This is a genomic window from Blastococcus sp. LR1, assembly GCF_020166105.1.
GTDB lineage: Bacteria > Actinomycetota > Actinomycetes > Mycobacteriales > Geodermatophilaceae > Blastococcus.
Genome location: NZ_JAIUJY010000003.1, coordinates 284,916 through 300,953, shown reverse-complemented (window position 1 = coordinate 300,953; position 16,038 = coordinate 284,916). Strand labels below are relative to the sequence as shown.

The following is a 16,038-nucleotide window of genomic DNA, read 5'->3' as shown; positions in this document are numbered from 1 at the left end:
CGAGTGCCTGAGGAACCGGGTGCCCTGAGGAACCGAGTGCCTGAGGAACCGGGTGCCCTGAGGAACCGAGGGTGCCGGCCGTGCGGGTCGCGCCCGCACGGCCGGCCGGGACTCAGACGAGCCCGGTGTCGCTCAGGAAGGCCTCGGCGACGGTGGCCGTGTCCTCCTTGTCCACCTGGATGCGGGCCAGGTACTCGGTGAGGTTCTCCGTGGTGAGGGCGGCAGAGACGGCGTTGAGCGCCTCGGTGACCGTCTCGTCGACCTTCTCCGAGCGGATCAGCGGGAGGATGTTCTCCGCGAGGTAGAGCTCCTCGGGGTCCTCGAGGACGACGAGGTCGTTGACCTTGATCGCCGAGTCGGTGCTGAACACGTTGCCGACGTCGATCGTCCCGTCCAGGAGGGCACCGATGGTGAGCGGGCCACCGGCGTCCAGCGGGCGGAACTCCTTGAACTCCAGGCCGTACACCTCCTTGAGCCCGGGCAGGCCCTGGTAGCGCTCGGCCCACTCGGGCCCGGCGCCGATGACGAGCTGGTCGGCGACGGGCACCAGGTCCGCGATCGTCTCGAGGCCGTACTCGTCCGCGGTCTCCTGGGTGACGGTGAGGGTGTCCTTGTCCTCGGCGTCGGACTGCTCCAGCACCTCGGTGCCCTCGGGCAGCACGTCCTGCAGCGCCTCGTAGACGTCGTCGGGGCTGCTGACGCCCTCCGGCGCACCACCCTCGGTCAGGGCCGACAGCAGGGCGCCGTTGTACTCGGGCAGGAGGTCGATCGAGCCGTCCTGGAGCGCCTGCAGGTAGAGCTCGCGGGCACCGATGTTGAACGACCGCTCCACCTCCAGGCCCTCGGCCTCCAGCGCCTGGGCGTAGATCTCGGCGAGCAGCTCGCTCTCCGGGAAGTTGGCCGAGCCGATGGCGATCGACGACGAGGAGCCGCCGTCGGAGCCGGAGTCGTCGAGCGGGTCGCTGTCCGCGCCGCACCCGGTGAGGGCGAGGGCGAGGGCGGTGACGGCGGCGAAGGTTGCACCGGCCGAGTGGGAACGTGACATGTCGTGCCTTCCGAGAGTCGCTGCAGAACGGGCGGTCGGGTGGTGCGGACGTGCGGTCAGAGGGGCGGACGGTCAGGGGGCGCGGTCAGGGGGGGCGCGGTCAGGGGGCGGGCGCGGCCCGGCGGGTGCGGACAGCCCGCCCGGTCAGCCCCGGCGAGACGATCGAGCGCTGGATCAGGCCCAGGAGCAGGTCCAGGACGATGGCCAGCGCCGCGACCACCACGGCGCCGGCGAGGACGCGCGAGTAGTCGTTGAGGGCCAGCCCGTCGATGAGCAGCCGGCCCAGCCCGCCGAGACCCACCGCGGCGGCGACGGTGGCGGTCGCGATGACCTGCAGCGCGGCGCTGCGGAAGCCGCCCATCAGGACGGGCAGCGCCATCGGGAACTCCACCCGCAGCAGCACCTGCGACGGGCGCATGCCCATGCCGCGGGCGGCGTCGACCACGGAGGCGTCCAGGGACCGCATCCCCGCGTAGGTCGACGTGAGCACGGGCGGGATGACCAGCACGGTCAGGGCGATCAGCACCGGCGTCAGGCCGAGACCGAGCAGGGTGACCATCAGCATCAGCAGCCCGAGGGTCGGCAGCGAACGGCCGGCGTTGCCCGCGTTGATGGCGAGGAACGACCCGCGGCCGGTGTGCCCGATGAAGAGCCCGACCGGCAGCGCGATGAGGGTGCCGAACAGCAGCGCGAGAGCGGAGTAGCCGAGGTGGCTCAGCAGCAGCTGCGGGATGCTCCCGGCGGCACCCGGGTCCCAGTGCTCGGGATCGAAGAGGTAGGAGGAGTCCACGGGTCACACCCGCCCGGCGGAGAGCCGGGCCCACGGGGTGAGCGCCCGCTGGACCAGCACGATGAGCAGGTCGGCGATGCCGGCCAGCAGGACCGAGAGCAGCACCCCGACGATGATCGGTTCGGCGTAGAAGAGCTGGAAGCCCCGGGTGAACAGCGCCCCCAGGCCTCCGACGCCGATCAGCGCGCCGACGCTGACCAGGCTGATGTTGGAGACCGTGGCGACCCGCAGCCCGGCCAGGACGACGGGGAGCGCGAGCGGCAGCTCGACGCCGAACAGGCGGCGGATCCGCCGGTAGCCCATCGCCGTCGCCGCGTCGGTCAGCGTCCGGTCGACCGAGCGGAGGCCGTCGGCCACGGTGCGGGCCAGCAGCGCCACGGTGTAGATCGACAGCGCGACGACGATGTTGACCGGCGAGAGCACCTTGGTGCCGATCACCACCGGCAGGATCACGAACAGCGCCAGGGACGGGATCGAGTAGAGGATCCCGCAGACGTTGACCATCGGCTGGTACAGCCGCGGGAAGCGAACCCCCAGGTAGCCCAGCGGCAGCGAGACGACGATGCCGATCAGCACCGGGAGCAGCGCCAGCACGACGTGCTCCCCGAGCGCCTCGAGGACCAGCTCCTGGTTGCGCTGCAGGTAGTCGATCACGCGGTCCGCTCCGCGCCCGACCGGCCTCTCCGGGAGGCGAGGTGGTCGACGAGGTCGTGGTGCCGGACGATCCCGTCGACCGCGCCGTCGGGGCCGACCCGGACCGCGATCCCGACCGGGGAGCTGATGGCCAGGTCGGTCACCGCGCGCAGCGTGTCGGTGGAGGAGAACGTCCCACCGGTGGGCACCGGCGTCGCCGGGCTGCCGACGGCGGGACCGAGCCACCCGAGCGGGCGCCCTGCCGGATCGAGCACCAGCTCGGCACCGTCCTCGGCCGCGTCACCCGGCGGGCGCACCGGCACCGAGTCCGCGGTGTCGAAGGACAGGCTACGGAAGCCGCGGTCGCGGCCGACGAACTCGCCGACGAACGCGTCGGCCGGCCGCTCGAGGAGCTCCCGGGGCGTGCCGAACTGGGCCAGCCGCCCGCCCTCCCGGAAGACGGCGACGACGTCGCCCAGCTTGATCGCCTCGTCGATGTCGTGGGTGACCAGGGCGATGGTCTTCCCCAGCTCGGCCTGCAGACGCAGGAACTCCCGCTGGAGGCTCTCCCGCACGACCGGGTCGACGGCGCTGAACGGCTCGTCCATCAGCATGACCGGCGGATCGGCGGCGAGCGCCCGGGCGACCCCGACGCGCTGCTGCTGCCCACCGGAGAGCTGGGCGGGGTAGCGGTCGGCGAAGCTCTGCGGCAGGCCCACGCGCTCCAGCACCTCCAGTGCGGCGCGGCGGGCCTCGCGGCGGCTGCTGCCGAGCAGCAGCGGAACGGTGGCGACGTTGTCGACCACGGTGCGGTGCGGAAAGAGCCCGGCGTGCTGGATCACGTAGCCGATGCCCCGGCGCAGCGTTGCCTCGTCCTGCGCGGTGACGTCCTGCCCGTCGATGAGGACCCGGCCCGAGGTCGGGGTGATCATCCTGTTGATCATCCGCAGCGAGGTGGTCTTGCCGCAGCCGGACGGCCCCACGAAGACGGTGATCTTGCCGGTCGGCAGCTCCATGCTCAGGTGGTCCACCGCGGCGCTCCCGCCCGGGAAGACCTTGACGACCTCGTCGAACGTGATCATGGCGACTCCCGATCTCCGGACACGTGGTCCTGAATAGCAGTGATCCATGGTCGTGGAATGCGGAAGACGATTCCGTTAGTCGTGGTCGACATTATCGACGGCAGTACATCTGTGGTGTCCGGCGCGGGTGCGCGCTCATCGTCCGGGGTGCGACTGGCCGGCCCAGCCGGCGACGAGCAGCTCGCCGATCCGGTCGAGGTCGCGCCCGTAGGGCCGGTCCCCCGTCCCGGCCGGCAGGGCGGCGTCCAGCTCGTCGAGCAGCCCGCGCAGCGAGGCCGGAACCCGGTCGGGCGAGGCGAGCCGGCGCGCCTGGACGATCGCCAGCAGCTCGCAGGCGAGCACGTCCCGCAGCCCCTCGACGGCCTCGGCGACGCACTCCGCGGCCTCGAACCCGAAGCTCTGCACGTCCTCCTGGCCCGAGGAGGTCTCCACCGGGCCGACCAGCGCGGGCGCGCCGAACCGCCGCAGCCGGTGCGCCACGCCCACCGCGCGCTTGTGCACCGCCACGAGCCCGGCGTGCGCTCCGGGGGCGTCGGACAGCTGGCGGGGCAGTCCGGTCACCCGGTCGTCGAGCATCCGGTGCAGGCGGGCCGCCCCCAGGTCGGCCAGGTGCACCAGCGCCGTCGTGAGGGCGCCGAGAGCCGCGACGAGATCGGTGCCCGCGAACCCCGCGGTGCCGACGAACCGCCCTTCCAGGTGGGCGGGCGAGTCCGAGACGCCGTCCAGCGCGCGGTCGACGGCGGCCTCTCCCTGTGCGACCGCGCGCAGCGTGACGGCGAGCGCTCCCGGCGACACCCGGAAGGACACCGGCGCCTGCAGCGCCCTCACCGGACCGTCCCCGCAGAGCTCGCGCAGGGCGTCCAGGACGGCGCCGAGCTCCGCGTCACCCCGGCCCAGCGCCGGATGCAGCGGATCCCGGTCGGCCTGCGCGAGCGCGAACTCCGCGGCCAGGGCGACCGACAGCGGACCCAGCAGCCGGCGGACCGCCTCGACGTGCACGATCGCCAGTCCGGTCAGCCCGGGCGCTCCCTGGAGGAAGGCGATCCCCTCCTTGGCCGCGAAGGAGCGCGGCGGGACGCCGGCGGCGGCGAGCGCCGGGGCGGCGTCCACGGCGGCCTCCTGCATGGCGTCGTGGACTGCGGCGTCCCGCCCGTCGAGCACCTGACCGGTGCCCAGCAGGACCGCGCCGGCGTGCGCCAGCGGGATGATCTCCCCGGCCGCCCCTCCCCCGCGGGCCGGAACGGCCGGCAGGACGTCGGCGGAGAGCAGCGCGGCCAGCTGCCGGCACAGGTCGGGCGAGACCGCCGCCTCGGCGTGCAGCAGCGTCCGGAGCCGGACGGCCAGCAGCGCGCGGACCTCGGGCCGCCGCAGCCAGGGCCGCGAGCCCACGGCCCGCGCCGTCATGAGGGTGTCCTGGTGGCCGGACTGCGCGTCGGCGTCCAGGAGCACGCCGCTCAGCGCTCCCGTGCCGGTGGTCACCCCGTACACCGGCCCCGCGGCCGCGAGCGCGTCCAGCCCCGCCGCCCGCGAGGCGGCGAGCGCGGCAAGCAGCCCGTCGCCCAGCTCGATCCCGCACCCGCCCCGCGCCAGCCGGGTGATCGCGGACCGGTCGAGGTCCTCGGGCCGGTCGATCCGAATGCCCTGACTGGTCACGGGCCTCTCCTCTGCTCGACCGGGTGCATCGTCCCAGGTGGCAGTGACCCTTCCCGACGTCGCCGTCGGAACCTTCCGTACCGTGCCCGCATGCCCGCCCCCTTCCGCACCCTGACCTGGAGCGCCCGATGACCGCCCGGCGCGTGCTCGTCACCGGCGGCGCCTCCGGCCTCGGCGCCGCCCTGGCCACCCGCTACGCCGCCCGCGGCGACCGTGTCCTCGTCACCGATGTCGCCGCGTCGGCCGAGGTCCCCGCCGGCGCGCTCTACCAGCGGCTCGACATCACCTCGGAGACCGACTGGGCGGCAGCGCTCGAGCGGGTGCGCGACGACCTCGGCGGGCTCGACGTCCTGGTGAACAACGCCGGCATCGCCGCCGGCGGGCGGATCGACCGGCTGGGTGCCGAGCACTGGCGCCGGGTCCTCGACGTCAACGTGCTGGGTGCGGTCACCGGCTGCCGCACCTTCGTGCCGCTGTTCAAGGAGCAGGGGTCGGGCCACCTGGTGAACGTCGCCTCCGCCGCCGGGCTGGTGCACCCGCCGGCCATGACCTCCTACGACGCCGGCAAGGCCGCCGTCGTCGCGCTCTCGGAGAGCCTGCGGTGGGAGCTCGCGCCGTGGGGCATCGACGTCTCCGTCGTCTGCCCGACGTTCTTCCGCACCAACCTCGCCGCCTCCCTGGGCGACGACGACCCGCTGATGAACACCGTCGCGACCCGGCTGATCGAGCGCTCGAAGCTCGGCGCCGACGAGATCGCCGAGCGGGTGCTGCGCGCGGTCGACGCGAAGAACTTCCTCGTGCTGCCCGACCGCAACGCCCGGATCGCCTTCTGGAGCAAGCGGCTGGCCCGGCCGCTCTACGAGCGGCAGATGCTCGGCATGGGCGCCCGCATCCACCGCGCGGAGAAGGACGGGGACGCCCGATGAGCACGATCCTGATCACCGGCGCCAGCTCCGGACTCGGCGCGGAGATGGCCCGCCAGTTCGCCGCGCTCGGCCACGACCTGGCGCTGTGCGCCCGCCGCACCGAGCGGCTGGACTCCCTCGCCGAGGAGATCCGGGCCGCCACCGGACGCCGGGTGGAGACCGCCGCGCTCGACGTCGCCGATGCCGACGCCGTTCCCGCCGTCTTCGCCCGGTTCGCCGAGTCGTTCGGCGAGATCGACCGGGTGGTCGTGAACGCCGGGCTCGGGAAGGGCGCGCCGCTGGGCACCGGCCGGGCCGACGCCAACCGCGAGACCGCCATGACGAACTTCGTCGGAGCGCTGGCCCAGACCGAGGCGGCGCTGGAGATCTTCCGCCGCCAGTCCCGCGGGCACCTGGTGCTGATCTCCTCGATGTCGGCGCTGCGCGGCATGCGCAAGTCGATGACCACCTACGCCGCCACCAAGGCCGGCGTCGCCGCGATCGCCGAGGGGCTCCGCTCCGAGCGGATCCGGGGCCTGGACGTGTCGGTGATCTACCCGGGCTACATCCGCTCGGAGATGAACGAGCACGTGCAGCGGAAGACCCGCTTCATGGTCGACACCGCGACCGGCGTGCGGGCCATGGTCGCCGCCATCGAGGCACGGCGGACCAAGGCCTACGTGCCGGCGTGGCCGTGGGTGCCGATCGGGTTCGCCATGAAGGTGCTGCCGCTGTCGGTGGTCCGGAAGCTGACCTGACCCCCGGTCAGCGCACCGACCGGATCGGGAGCACGGCCAGCGCCCCGGCGACGGCGACGGCCATGGCGATCGGGAACAGCGCGGCGTAGCTCAGCACGCTGACGATGAGCCCGGCGATCGCCGGCGCCAGCGCCTGGGGCAGCGTCACCGCGATGTTCAGCACGCCCAGGTAGCGGCCGTTGTCCTCCGTCGTCGGGAGCACCTCGGTCAGCAGCGCCTGGTCGACGGCCAGGTAGGAGCCGAACCCCAGACCGGCCAGGACGGCGAAGACGTAGATCCCGGTCATCGTCGGCATCACCCACGGCGCCACCAGGCCCGCGGCGATGAGCAGCCCCGCGGCGACGGCGACCGGCTTGCGGCGGCCCATCCGGTCGCTGAGCGGCCCGCCGATCACCGTGCTGAGCAGCGTGGCGACCAGGCTGACCGCGGAGATCGGCAGGATCGCGTCGACGGCGTCGTCCCCCAGGCCGATGTGGTCCTGCAGCACGTAGAGCTGGAACGTCGTGGTGATGTAGTAGCCGGTGAGCGTGAGCAGCCGGCCGAGGAAGCCCCAGGCGAAGTCGGGATGGGCCCGCGGGCTCACCCAGTAGGTCTTCAGGAACGCGGTCCACTGGAGCGGGGGCCGGGGCTCACCCCGGTTGTCGTGGTCGGGGTTGAACAGCGCGAACCCGCAGGCCGCGACCACGATGACGACGGCGAGCACCGCGTAGCCGACCTGCGGCGTGTCCGCGAGCACCGACCCGAGCCCCATCCCGCCGGTGATGCCGACGAGGACGCCCAGGCCGCCGGAGGCGGAGAACAGCCCGCGCACCCCTCGGGGCACCCGGTCGGGCATGACCGCTGCCTTCGGGCTGAAGTAGATGTTGAGCGCCACCATGACCAGCAGGTACAGGGCGCCGATGCCGACCAGGCCGCTTCTCCCACCCAGGACCACCATCGCTCCGGCAGCCAGCAGCGCCCCGGCGAAGATCCACGGCGCGCGGCGTCCCCAGCGGCTGCGGGTGCGGTCGGAGAGCAGTCCGGCGATCGGCTGGGCGATCATGCCGCCGACCGCGCCGACCGCGGTGACGATCGCCAGGTTCGCCGCCTTCTGCGCCGGGTCGACCGCCTCCACCTGGAGCGGCAGCAGGACGCTGTTCACCGCGCCGAGGGCCAGGTACACGCCCAGGCTGGCGATGCCGTACCAGACGAGGAGGCGCCGCAGCGGGCCCGTGACGGCGATCCGCTCGGTGCTCTGCGGGTCGTGGCCCTCCGGGCTGAGCCGGGGCCGGGGTACCGAGGTGATTCCGGCCGAGGAGGCGTGCGGGACGACCGACATGGACTTCCTTCCCGCGCAGCGAGCGCTGGGGCGCGGGAACTGTCACGCCGTCGTGACCCCCCGGAGTCGGACGGCAGCGTAGGGGCAGAGTGATCTGGACCACAAGAAGTGCAGCCGCGGGGCTGTCCCCGACGCCGTCGCCTCCTAGGCTCGCTCCTGTGACCGCCGCCACGCTGCCCTCGTACTCCAACGGCCCCTCGACCGTTCCGCTGCTCGGCGACACCATCGGCGCGAACCTCGACCGCACAGCGGCCCGCGTCGGGGAGCACGAGGCGCTGGTGGAGTGCGCGACCGGACGCCGCTGGTCCTATCCGGAGCTGGCCGCCGAGGTCGACGCCTGCGCGCTCGGGCTCCACGCGATGGGCGTCGGCAAGGGCGACCGGGTCGGCATCTGGGCCCCGAACTGCGCCGAGTGGGTCTTCGTGCAGTACGGAACGGCGAAGCTCGGCGCCGTCCTGGTGAACATCAACCCGGCCTACCGCACCTCCGAACTGGCCTACGTGCTGGAACAGGCGGGGATCTCCGTGCTGGTGAGCGCGCCCGAGTTCAGGACCAGCGACTACCGCGCGATGGTCGCCGAGGTCCGCCCCGAGCGGCCGGACCTGCGCGAGGTCGTCTTCCTCGGCTCCCCCGAGTGGGACCGGCTCATGGCCACCGGCCGCGCCGCCGACCGCGACCTGCTGGTGCGACGCGAGGCCGAGCTCTCCGCCGACGACCCGATCAACATCCAGTACACGTCGGGCACCACGGGCTTCCCGAAGGGCGCCACGCTCACCCATCACAACCTGCTCAACAACGGCTTCTTCGTGGGCGAGGGCTGCGGCTACACCGAGGCCGACCGCGTCTGCATCCCGGTGCCCTATTACCACTGCTTCGGCATGGGGATGGGCAACCTCGGTGCCACCTCGCACGGCGCGACGATGGTCATCCCCGCGCCCGGCTTCGATCCGGCGCTGACGCTGCAGGCCGTGCAGGACGAGCGCTGCACCTCGCTGTACGGCGTCCCGACCATGTTCATCGCCGAGCTCGCGCTGCCCGACTTCGCCGACTACGACCTCTCCAGCCTGCGCACCGGCATCATGGCCGGCTCCCCCTGCCCGGTCGAGGTCATGAAGCGGGTGGTGGCCGAGATGGGGATGACCGGGGTGACCATCTGCTACGGCATGACCGAGACCTCACCGGTGTCCACGCAGACCGGCGCCGACGACGACCTCGACCGCCGCACCTCGACCGTCGGGCGAGTGCACCCGCACCTGGAGGTGAAGGTCGTCGACCCGGCGACCGGCCTGACGGTGCCGCGCGGAACGCCCGGGGAGTTCTGCACCCGCGGCTACTCGGTCATGCTCGGCTACTGGAACGAGCAGGAGAAGACCCGCGAGGTGATCGACGCCGCCCGCTGGATGCACACCGGCGACCTCGCGGTGATGGACGACGAGGGCTACCTGAACATCGTCGGCCGGATCAAGGACATGGTCATCCGCGGCGGGGAGAACGTGTACCCGCGGGAGATCGAGGAGTTCCTCTACACCCATCCCGACGTCGTCGACGCCCAGGTGATCGGGGTTCCCGACGAGCGGTACGGCGAGGAGCTCATGGCGTGGGTGCGGCTGCGCGAGGGCGCCGAGCCGCTCACCGCGGAGGGGCTGCGCGAGTTCTGCGCCGGCAGGCTGGCCCACTACAAGGTGCCGCGGTACGTGAAGGTCGTCGACGAGTTCCCGATGACCGTCACCGGCAAGATCCGCAAGGTCGAGATGCGCCAGGTCTCGGTCGAGGAGCTCGGCCTCGAGGCCGCGGCCACCACGCGCAACGCCTGACGTCGGCCGGCCGTCACTCCGCGAGCGCGTCCAGGAAGCCGAGCACCACGTCGAGCACCAGCGCCGTCCGCGCCAGTCCGAAGAAGTGCGTCGTCCCCGGGAAGACCGCGAGCTGCGAGGCGGGCACCCCGTCGAAGTCCCCGTTGACGTCGCCGCCGCGAAGCCGCAGGAAGCGAACTGCGTGCTCGAGCCGGACCATGTCGCAGTCGCCCACGGTGATCAGCGTCGGAGCGGCGATGCCCTCGACGTCGGCGTCGGACCAGCCGGGGAAGCCCTGGTCGAACGCGCCGAGCTTGTCGAGCAGGCCCTGCAGCCGCTCGGGGTGTAGGACCAACGGGGTCCCGCCGGAGCCGTGCACCTCGTAGTACATCTGCAGGCCGTTCACGGGCGCGTACCCCGTCGTCGCCGTCGTCGCGGATGACGTCACCGGCCGAGCCTCGGGGCGCACCCCTGTACCGGTCAAGCCTCCAGCCGGCGAGCCCGTGCGACGTCGGCAGCACCCCCTAGGGTCGGGCGCATGACCGACACCTTCCCGTCCGTCGCCGAGCTCGCCGCCGAGGAGGCGGAGCTGCAGTTCGGGTCGTTCACCAACGACGACGCGTGGGAGCTGGGATCGGCGCTGGTCGCGACCGCCCGCCGGGACCCAGCTCCGGTGGCGGTCGAGATCGTGCGCAACGGGCACCGGCTGTTCTCCGTCGCGCTGACCGGTGCGACGCCGGACAACGCCTCGTGGATCGAGCGGAAGTCCCGGGTCGTGCACCGGTTCGGGCACAGCTCGCTCTACGTGGGCCAGGCCAGCCGGGAGCGGGGCACCACCTTCGAGCAGGAGTTCGGCCTCGACCCGGCGCTCTACGCGGCGCACGGCGGCGCCTTTCCGATCCTCATCCGCGACGTCGGGCCGGTCGGGGTCGTGGTGGTCTCCGGGCTCCCCCAGCTCGAGGACCACCGGATGGTGGTCGGGGCGCTGCGCGCGAGGCTCGCCGGCGGCTGAGCCACTCGCCTGGGAACGCCGGGCGGGCTCAGGCCGGAGGGGCGGGGTCGAAGCGGGCGATCTCGGCCAGCGCCTCGCCCAGGTAGCCGACCATGCCCGCCACCCGCTGCTCCCCGTACTCCGCGGTGGCGCCCGTGGCGTCGCCGATCACCCCGGCCGGGCCGAAGTCGTCCGAGGACCAGCCGAAGGAGACCGAGCCGCCGAAGCGGACGTGCCGGTAGGCGTCCAGGTGCTCGGGAACCCAGCGGCCGGCCTGCGACATGTCGACCAGGTCCGGCCGCAGATGGAGCATCACCGACGTCTCGTCCATCCCGCCGTGCACCCCCATCCCCAGCTCGCCGGCCGGGCTGGTGCCGCCCTGGTCGGCCGGCGGCCGCGGGTGCACGACGAAGGTGCGCAGCCCGGTCTCCACGCGGATGTCGCGGGCGGCGACCTGGAGCAGCGCCGAGTTGCCGCCGTGCCCGTTGAGGAACACCAGCCGGCGGGCCGCGGTCGTCGCGACGCTGCGCCCCAGGTCGTGCAGGACGGCGGTGAGGGTGCTCGCCGAGAGCCAGAAGGTGCCGGCGGACCAGGCGTGCTCGTTCGACTTCGTGTACGCCAGCGGAGGCAGCAGCCACAGGTCCAGCTCGTCGCCGAACCGTTCGACGGCGCGTTCGGCCAGCGCCGAGGCGGCGATCAGGTCGGTGGCGAGCGGGAGATGCGGCCCGTGCTGCTCGATGGCGCCGACCGGCAGCACCAGGACGCTGTCGGGGCGCAGCGCGCTGCGGATCGCCGGTGCGGACAGTTCGGTCAGGAGGCGTGCGGTCACGGGGCGCACGCTAGGGAGGCGGCGTTGCAGCCGTGTGACGACACCGGCGTCCTCCGTCACGTGCCCGGAACATCGCGCTGGGAGCCTCCGGGCGTGCTGACCGTGCGAGGTGCCCTGACCGTGCTGACCGGCGACGGGGACGAGCTGACCGGCGTCGACGTCGTCGGCGGGGACGACGGGCGGGTCCTGGCGCCGGGGTCCGCGGAGACCGCCGGCGAGGTGCTCGACGCCTCCGGCTGCGTCGTCACCCCCGGCCTGGTCAACGCCCACCACCACCTGCTGCAGACCGCCTTCCGCACGCTGCCCGGCACCCGCGGCGTGCCGATGGCGCAGTGGCTGCCGACCATGGCCGCCGCCTACGCCGCCGTCGGCGTCGACGACGAGCTGGCGCACGCCGCTGCCTCGGCCGGGCTGGCCGAGGCGCTGCTGTGCGGCGTGACCACGGTCGCCGACCACCACCTCACCTGGCCCCGCTCCCCCGCTCCTGCCGACGGCGGGGTCGCGATCGCTCGCGCGACCGCCGCCGCGGCCGCGGAGCTGGGCGCCCGCCTCGCCTTCGTCCGGGGCACCGCCGGCGACGATCCGCAGGAGGCCGCCGCCTCGGCAACGGCGATCGCCACGGCCCTGGTCCCGCCGGGTGGGGTCACCCCCGACGGGATGCTCCAGGTCGCGGTCGGCCCCGCCGGCGTGCACAGCGACCGGCCGGAGACCTTCGCGCTGCTGGCCGAGGTGGCCGCGCGGCACGGGCTGCGACGGCGGACCCAGGCCAACGAGCAGGTCGACGTCGCCATCGCCGCGGAGCGGTTCGGCCGGCGCCCGCTCGAGCTGCTGGCCGAGTGGGGCTGGCTGGCGCCCGACGTCACCCTCGCCCACCTGTGCGGCGTCACCGACGAGGAGGTGCGGCAACTCGCCGATGCCGGCGTATCGGCGACGCACGCGCCCGGCTGCGACCTGCCCATGGGCTGGGGCGTGGCGCCGGCCGCCGCGCTCTCCGACGCCGGCATCCCGGTGGGCCTGGGCACCAGCGGCGGCGGCTCCAACGACGCCGGGCACCTGCTGGCCGACGCCCGGCTGGCGATGCAGGTGGCGCCGCTGGCCGGGCGCCCCGTCGCCGCCCGCGAGGTGCTGGGGTGGGCCACCCGGGGTGCGGCGGACGGCCTGGGCCGCGCCGACCTCGGCCGGCTGACCGTCGGCGCCCGGGCGGACCTGGTGTGCTGGGACGTCACCGGCGTCGCCGACGCCGGGGTCGCCGACCCGGTGGCCGGGCTGCTCTGGGCCTCGCCCGGCCGCCGCCCGCGGCACGTCGTCGTCGGCGGGCGGGTGGTGGTGCGCGACGGGGTTCTGCAGACGGCCGCGGAGACCGACGTGGTGGAGCGCCTGCACCGCCTGCTCGCCGCCCGGCGGGCCGCCTGACCGACCCTTCCCCGACCTGACCTGAGGGGCCGGGCGCAGGACGCCGGCGGGAACGTCGTCGTCACCGGACGGCAACGTGCGGCAGGGATCGTCCGATCGTGATCCGTCTCCTCGTGCACGATGCCGTCCTGCTCACCCTCGACCCCGACCGGCCCGATCCCTTCCGCGGCTGGTTCACCGTCGGCGACGACGGCCGGCTGCTGACGGTCGAGGCCGGGAACCCGCCGCCGGACGTGCTGGCGGGGCTGCGCGCCGAGCAGGTTCTCGACGTGGGCGGTGCGCTGGTCGGCCCCGGCTTCGTCTCCTCGCACAGCCACCTGTTCACCTCCGCCTCCCGCGGCCTGGGCACGGACCTGTCGCTGTACGGCTGGATCGAGGCGATGCTCCGCTACACGTTCGCGGCCGGCGCCGAGGACCTCTACTGGATGACGCGGCACGGCGCGCAGGACTTCCTGCGCAACGGCATCACCACCGCCTTCGACTTCACCGACTCGGGGCTGACCTTCGCCCGGGAGTCCGACGGCGTCGCGCACTACTCGGCCAGCGTTCCCGATCCGCTCTACCAGCACGCGCAGCTGCGCGGAAAGGCCGACGCCGGGCTTCGGACGGTGCACAGCGTGATGCTCGGGCAGGGGCCGGTGGACCCCGCCGCCGCGCTCGCGCACCTCGACGGCGTCGTCGAGCTGTCCACCGACATCGATCCCTCGCTGCTGCTCAGGCTCGCCGTCAGCGGCACCGTGCAGTGGGCCGACGACCCGGCGGCCGCCGACCTCGAGGTCACCGCCATGCGCCGACACGGCCTGCTCAACCAGCCGCACTTCCTGGAGACGCCGCACGAGGTGGAGCTCCAGCAGTCGAAGTTCGGCTGGTACCGCGACGCCGGTGCGCTCGGCCCCGACCTGGTGTTCGGCCACTTCATCCAGACGACCGACGAGATCATCGCCGAGGCGGCGGCCGCGGGGTGCGGGATGAGCTGGCAGCCGATGAGCAACGGGCGGCTCGCGTCGGGGGTGGCGCGGATTCCGGAGATCCGGGCGGCCGGCATGCGGATCGGCATCGGCCTGGACGACCAGTCGTGCACCGACGTCAGCGATCCGTTCGCGAACATGCGCACGGCCCTCGCGCTGATCCGGGCGACCTACCGCGATCCCGAGGCGCTGCCGGTCCGCGAGGTGCTGGCCATGCACACCCGCGGTTCGGCGGAGGTGCTCGGCCTCGACGAGCACGTCGGCACGCTGCGGCCGGGGCGGTTCGCCGACTTCCTGGTGGTCGATCCGCGCCGGCCCGACACCGGCCCGGTCTGGGACGCCTACGGCACCTACGTGCTGGCCTGCTCGCTGCGCAACCTCCGCCAGGTCTGGTCGGGCGGACGGCTGGTCGCCGAGGGCATGACGCTCTGCGACCCGGGCTCCGACGAGGTCGAGGGCCAGGTGCACGAGCGGATGGCCCGCCTGCGCGCCGAGATCGACGGCGCCTGACACGAGACCGCGCCGGCAGCCCCCCGTGGGCTGCCGGCGCGGTTCCGGTCCTCGCGCCGGGGCGCGAGGGTGCTGCTACTCCAGACCGATCGAGTCGTCGATGTACTCGTTCGTCGCCAGCTGCTCGGCGGTGAAGCCGTCGGCCGGCGGGGTCCCCTGCTCGGTGAAGATCGGCGTGGCCAGCTCGATGAGCGTCGAGAGCCGGTCCATGTCGAAGTTGCCGTGCGTCTCGTCCGGCCCGTTGCCGACCAGACCCAGCTCCCGCATGGTCTCGACCGAGTACTCGGCCACCTCCGCGCCGTACACCCAGCCGGTGTCGTACTGCTCGACCAGCTCGATGATCAGCTCGTTCGTGCCGGACGGGTCCTCGACGAAGTCCAGGTCGGCCTGCTGCATCACCGGGATCAGCTCGGTGAGGCAGCCGGAGAGCTCCTCCTGCTTGTCGGCCCGCACCGACAGCGAACCGGCGTAGACCTGGAAGCCGGTGTCGTGGACCAGCTGGTACTCGACCGGCTTGCCCCAGGCGTCGACCTCGTTCTCGTAGATGAACGGCTCGGCGCTGGCGAAGCCCTGCTGCGCGTCCTTCCCCCCACTGGCGACGAACGCCGCCGGCGCGCCGTCGTAGCTGCCGTCGAGCTGCTCCTCGCGGAGGATGCCGGCGCCGGTGAGGTAGTCCATGTACGCGGACCCCTCGAAGTAGCGCACCGTGGCGTCGGTGTCGGCGAGGTCGGCGATCTCGTCGGCGTCCGGATAGGTCTCCGGGTCCCACATGATCATCTGCGGCGAGATCTCGAGCTGCGCCAGGACACCCACGGTCGGCTGCGTGTCCGACAGCTGGATGGCCTCGTCGGTGTCGACGTAGCCGAGGGTGATGTCGTCGTCGGAGTACATCTGCGCGCTGACCGCCTGGAAGCCGATGGCCGGGCCACCGGCCCGGATCTCGACCGTGACGCCGGTGCTGTCGCCGTTGGTGTCGACGAGGGTTCCGCTGACCGACTTCGATCCGGCGTCGATCTCGGAGTCGTCCCCGACGAGCTGGTAGACGCCGCCGTGCTCGGCCTCGGGGTTCCAGTCGGTCTGGATGACGACGGTGTCGGGGCAGCCGGCGGCGGCGAGGTCGATGCTGCCGACCTCCCCGGTGGGACCGGACGAGGAGGCCTCCTCCTCGCTGCCGCATGCGGTGAGGGCGAGCGCGGCGATGCTGATGGCCGCGAGGCTGATCGTGGTGCGGGTCCTGCGCACGCGTACTCCTAGGGGTCAGGGACGGACGACGCCCCGGCTCGGGGCGTCGCGGGACGGTGCCGTGGGGAGCACGGCACCGACGCGATGTGGGGGGTGGGGGAAACCGGA

At 73.3% G+C, this 16,038-nt stretch carries 15 protein-coding genes; 6 read left to right on the top strand and 9 right to left on the bottom strand.

Going from position 1 to position 16,038, the window contains the following annotated elements; translation table 11 throughout:
• Positions 1-112: 112 nt before the first annotated feature.
• From LBW97_RS10175 to LBW97_RS10155, 5 genes are all read right to left on the bottom strand, one after another.
• Positions 113-1,045, bottom strand: a complete 933-nt coding sequence (locus LBW97_RS10175; RefSeq protein WP_224499310.1) for an ABC transporter substrate-binding protein — start codon at positions 1,043-1,045, stop codon at positions 113-115.
• 100 nt (positions 1,046-1,145) lie between these two features.
• Positions 1,146-1,835, bottom strand: coding sequence for an ABC transporter permease subunit (locus LBW97_RS10170; RefSeq protein ID WP_308010451.1), 690 nt, complete (start codon positions 1,833-1,835; stop codon positions 1,146-1,148).
• Between the two features lie 3 nt (positions 1,836-1,838).
• Complete coding sequence (locus tag LBW97_RS10165) at positions 1,839-2,489, bottom strand: ABC transporter permease (RefSeq protein WP_224499309.1); 651 nt, start codon at positions 2,487-2,489, stop codon at positions 1,839-1,841.
• Complete coding sequence (locus LBW97_RS10160; protein WP_304505426.1) at positions 2,486-3,550, bottom strand: ABC transporter ATP-binding protein; 1,065 nt, start codon at positions 3,548-3,550, stop codon at positions 2,486-2,488. Before LBW97_RS10160 ends, LBW97_RS10165 begins: the two co-directional genes overlap by 4 nt.
• A gap of 135 nt (positions 3,551-3,685) precedes the next feature.
• Complete coding sequence (locus LBW97_RS10155; protein ID WP_224499308.1) at positions 3,686-5,203, bottom strand: aromatic amino acid lyase; 1,518 nt, start codon at positions 5,201-5,203, stop codon at positions 3,686-3,688.
• Between the two features lie 128 nt (positions 5,204-5,331).
• Between LBW97_RS10155 and LBW97_RS10150 the strand changes: the two genes are divergently transcribed.
• Together LBW97_RS10150 and LBW97_RS10145 are read left to right on the top strand one after the other, a co-directional pair.
• On the top strand, positions 5,332-6,129 hold the full coding sequence (locus LBW97_RS10150; RefSeq protein WP_224499307.1) for an SDR family NAD(P)-dependent oxidoreductase: 798 nt from the start codon (positions 5,332-5,334) through the stop codon (positions 6,127-6,129).
• Complete coding sequence (locus tag LBW97_RS10145; RefSeq protein WP_224499306.1) at positions 6,126-6,866, top strand: SDR family oxidoreductase; 741 nt, start codon at positions 6,126-6,128, stop codon at positions 6,864-6,866. The genes LBW97_RS10150 and LBW97_RS10145 overlap by 4 nt, the downstream gene beginning before the upstream one ends.
• A 7-nt stretch (positions 6,867-6,873) precedes the next feature.
• On the opposite strand, the gene LBW97_RS10140 is transcribed toward LBW97_RS10145, so the two are convergent.
• Complete coding sequence (locus tag LBW97_RS10140; protein ID WP_224499305.1) at positions 6,874-8,184, bottom strand: MFS transporter; 1,311 nt, start codon at positions 8,182-8,184, stop codon at positions 6,874-6,876.
• A 158-nt stretch (positions 8,185-8,342) separates the two neighbouring features.
• Here LBW97_RS10140 and LBW97_RS10135 point away from each other — a divergent pair, with 158 nt between their 5' ends.
• Positions 8,343-9,998: an AMP-binding protein gene (locus LBW97_RS10135; RefSeq protein WP_224499304.1), complete on the top strand. Its 1,656-nt coding sequence runs from the start codon at positions 8,343-8,345 to the stop codon at positions 9,996-9,998.
• Between the two features lie 13 nt (positions 9,999-10,011).
• On the opposite strand, the gene LBW97_RS10130 is transcribed toward LBW97_RS10135, so the two are convergent.
• Positions 10,012-10,425 (bottom strand): alpha/beta fold hydrolase, encoded by a 414-nt coding sequence (locus LBW97_RS10130; RefSeq protein ID WP_224499303.1) that lies wholly within the window; start codon positions 10,423-10,425, stop codon positions 10,012-10,014.
• A 90-nt stretch (positions 10,426-10,515) separates the two neighbouring features.
• On the opposite strand from LBW97_RS10130, the gene LBW97_RS10125 reads away from it, so the two are divergent.
• Positions 10,516-10,989: a heme-degrading domain-containing protein gene (locus LBW97_RS10125; RefSeq protein ID WP_224499302.1), complete on the top strand. Its 474-nt coding sequence runs from the start codon at positions 10,516-10,518 to the stop codon at positions 10,987-10,989.
• A 28-nt stretch (positions 10,990-11,017) separates the two neighbouring features.
• Here LBW97_RS10125 and LBW97_RS10120 read toward each other — a convergent pair whose 3' ends face one another.
• Positions 11,018-11,797 (bottom strand): creatininase family protein, encoded by a 780-nt coding sequence (locus LBW97_RS10120; RefSeq protein ID WP_224499301.1) that lies wholly within the window; start codon positions 11,795-11,797, stop codon positions 11,018-11,020.
• A 93-nt stretch (positions 11,798-11,890) separates the two neighbouring features.
• Here LBW97_RS10120 and LBW97_RS10115 point away from each other — a divergent pair, with 93 nt between their 5' ends.
• Together LBW97_RS10115 and LBW97_RS10110 are read left to right on the top strand one after the other, a co-directional pair.
• The gene (locus LBW97_RS10115) at positions 11,891-13,210 is read left to right on the top strand and encodes an amidohydrolase family protein (RefSeq protein ID WP_224499300.1); all 1,320 of its coding nucleotides are present in this window, start codon (positions 11,891-11,893) and stop codon (positions 13,208-13,210) included.
• Between the two features lie 98 nt (positions 13,211-13,308).
• Positions 13,309-14,688, top strand: coding sequence for an amidohydrolase family protein (locus LBW97_RS10110; RefSeq protein WP_224499299.1), 1,380 nt, complete (start codon positions 13,309-13,311; stop codon positions 14,686-14,688).
• 75 nt (positions 14,689-14,763) lie between these two features.
• Here LBW97_RS10110 and LBW97_RS10105 read toward each other — a convergent pair whose 3' ends face one another.
• Positions 14,764-15,930 (bottom strand): ABC transporter substrate-binding protein, encoded by a 1,167-nt coding sequence (locus LBW97_RS10105; protein WP_224499298.1) that lies wholly within the window; start codon positions 15,928-15,930, stop codon positions 14,764-14,766.
• Positions 15,931-16,038: the final 108 nt, after the last annotated feature.

What these genes read in the sequence shown, in the direction of transcription:
- LBW97_RS10145 (WP_224499306.1), top strand. Translation starts at nt 6,126, where the DNA reads ATGAGCACGATCCTGATCACCGGCGCCAGCTCCGGACTCGGCGCGGAG.
- LBW97_RS10125 (WP_224499302.1), top strand. Translation starts at nt 10,516, where the DNA reads ATGACCGACACCTTCCCGTCCGTCGCCGAGCTCGCCGCCGAGGAGGCG.
- LBW97_RS10140 (WP_224499305.1), bottom strand. Translation starts at nt 8,184, where the DNA reads ATGTCGGTCGTCCCGCACGCCTCCTCGGCCGGAATCACCTCGGTACCC.
- LBW97_RS10175 (WP_224499310.1), bottom strand. Translation starts at nt 1,045, where the DNA reads ATGTCACGTTCCCACTCGGCCGGTGCAACCTTCGCCGCCGTCACCGCC.
- LBW97_RS10150 (WP_224499307.1), top strand. Translation starts at nt 5,332, where the DNA reads ATGACCGCCCGGCGCGTGCTCGTCACCGGCGGCGCCTCCGGCCTCGGC.
- LBW97_RS10160 (WP_304505426.1), bottom strand. Translation starts at nt 3,550, where the DNA reads ATGATCACGTTCGACGAGGTCGTCAAGGTCTTCCCGGGCGGGAGCGCC.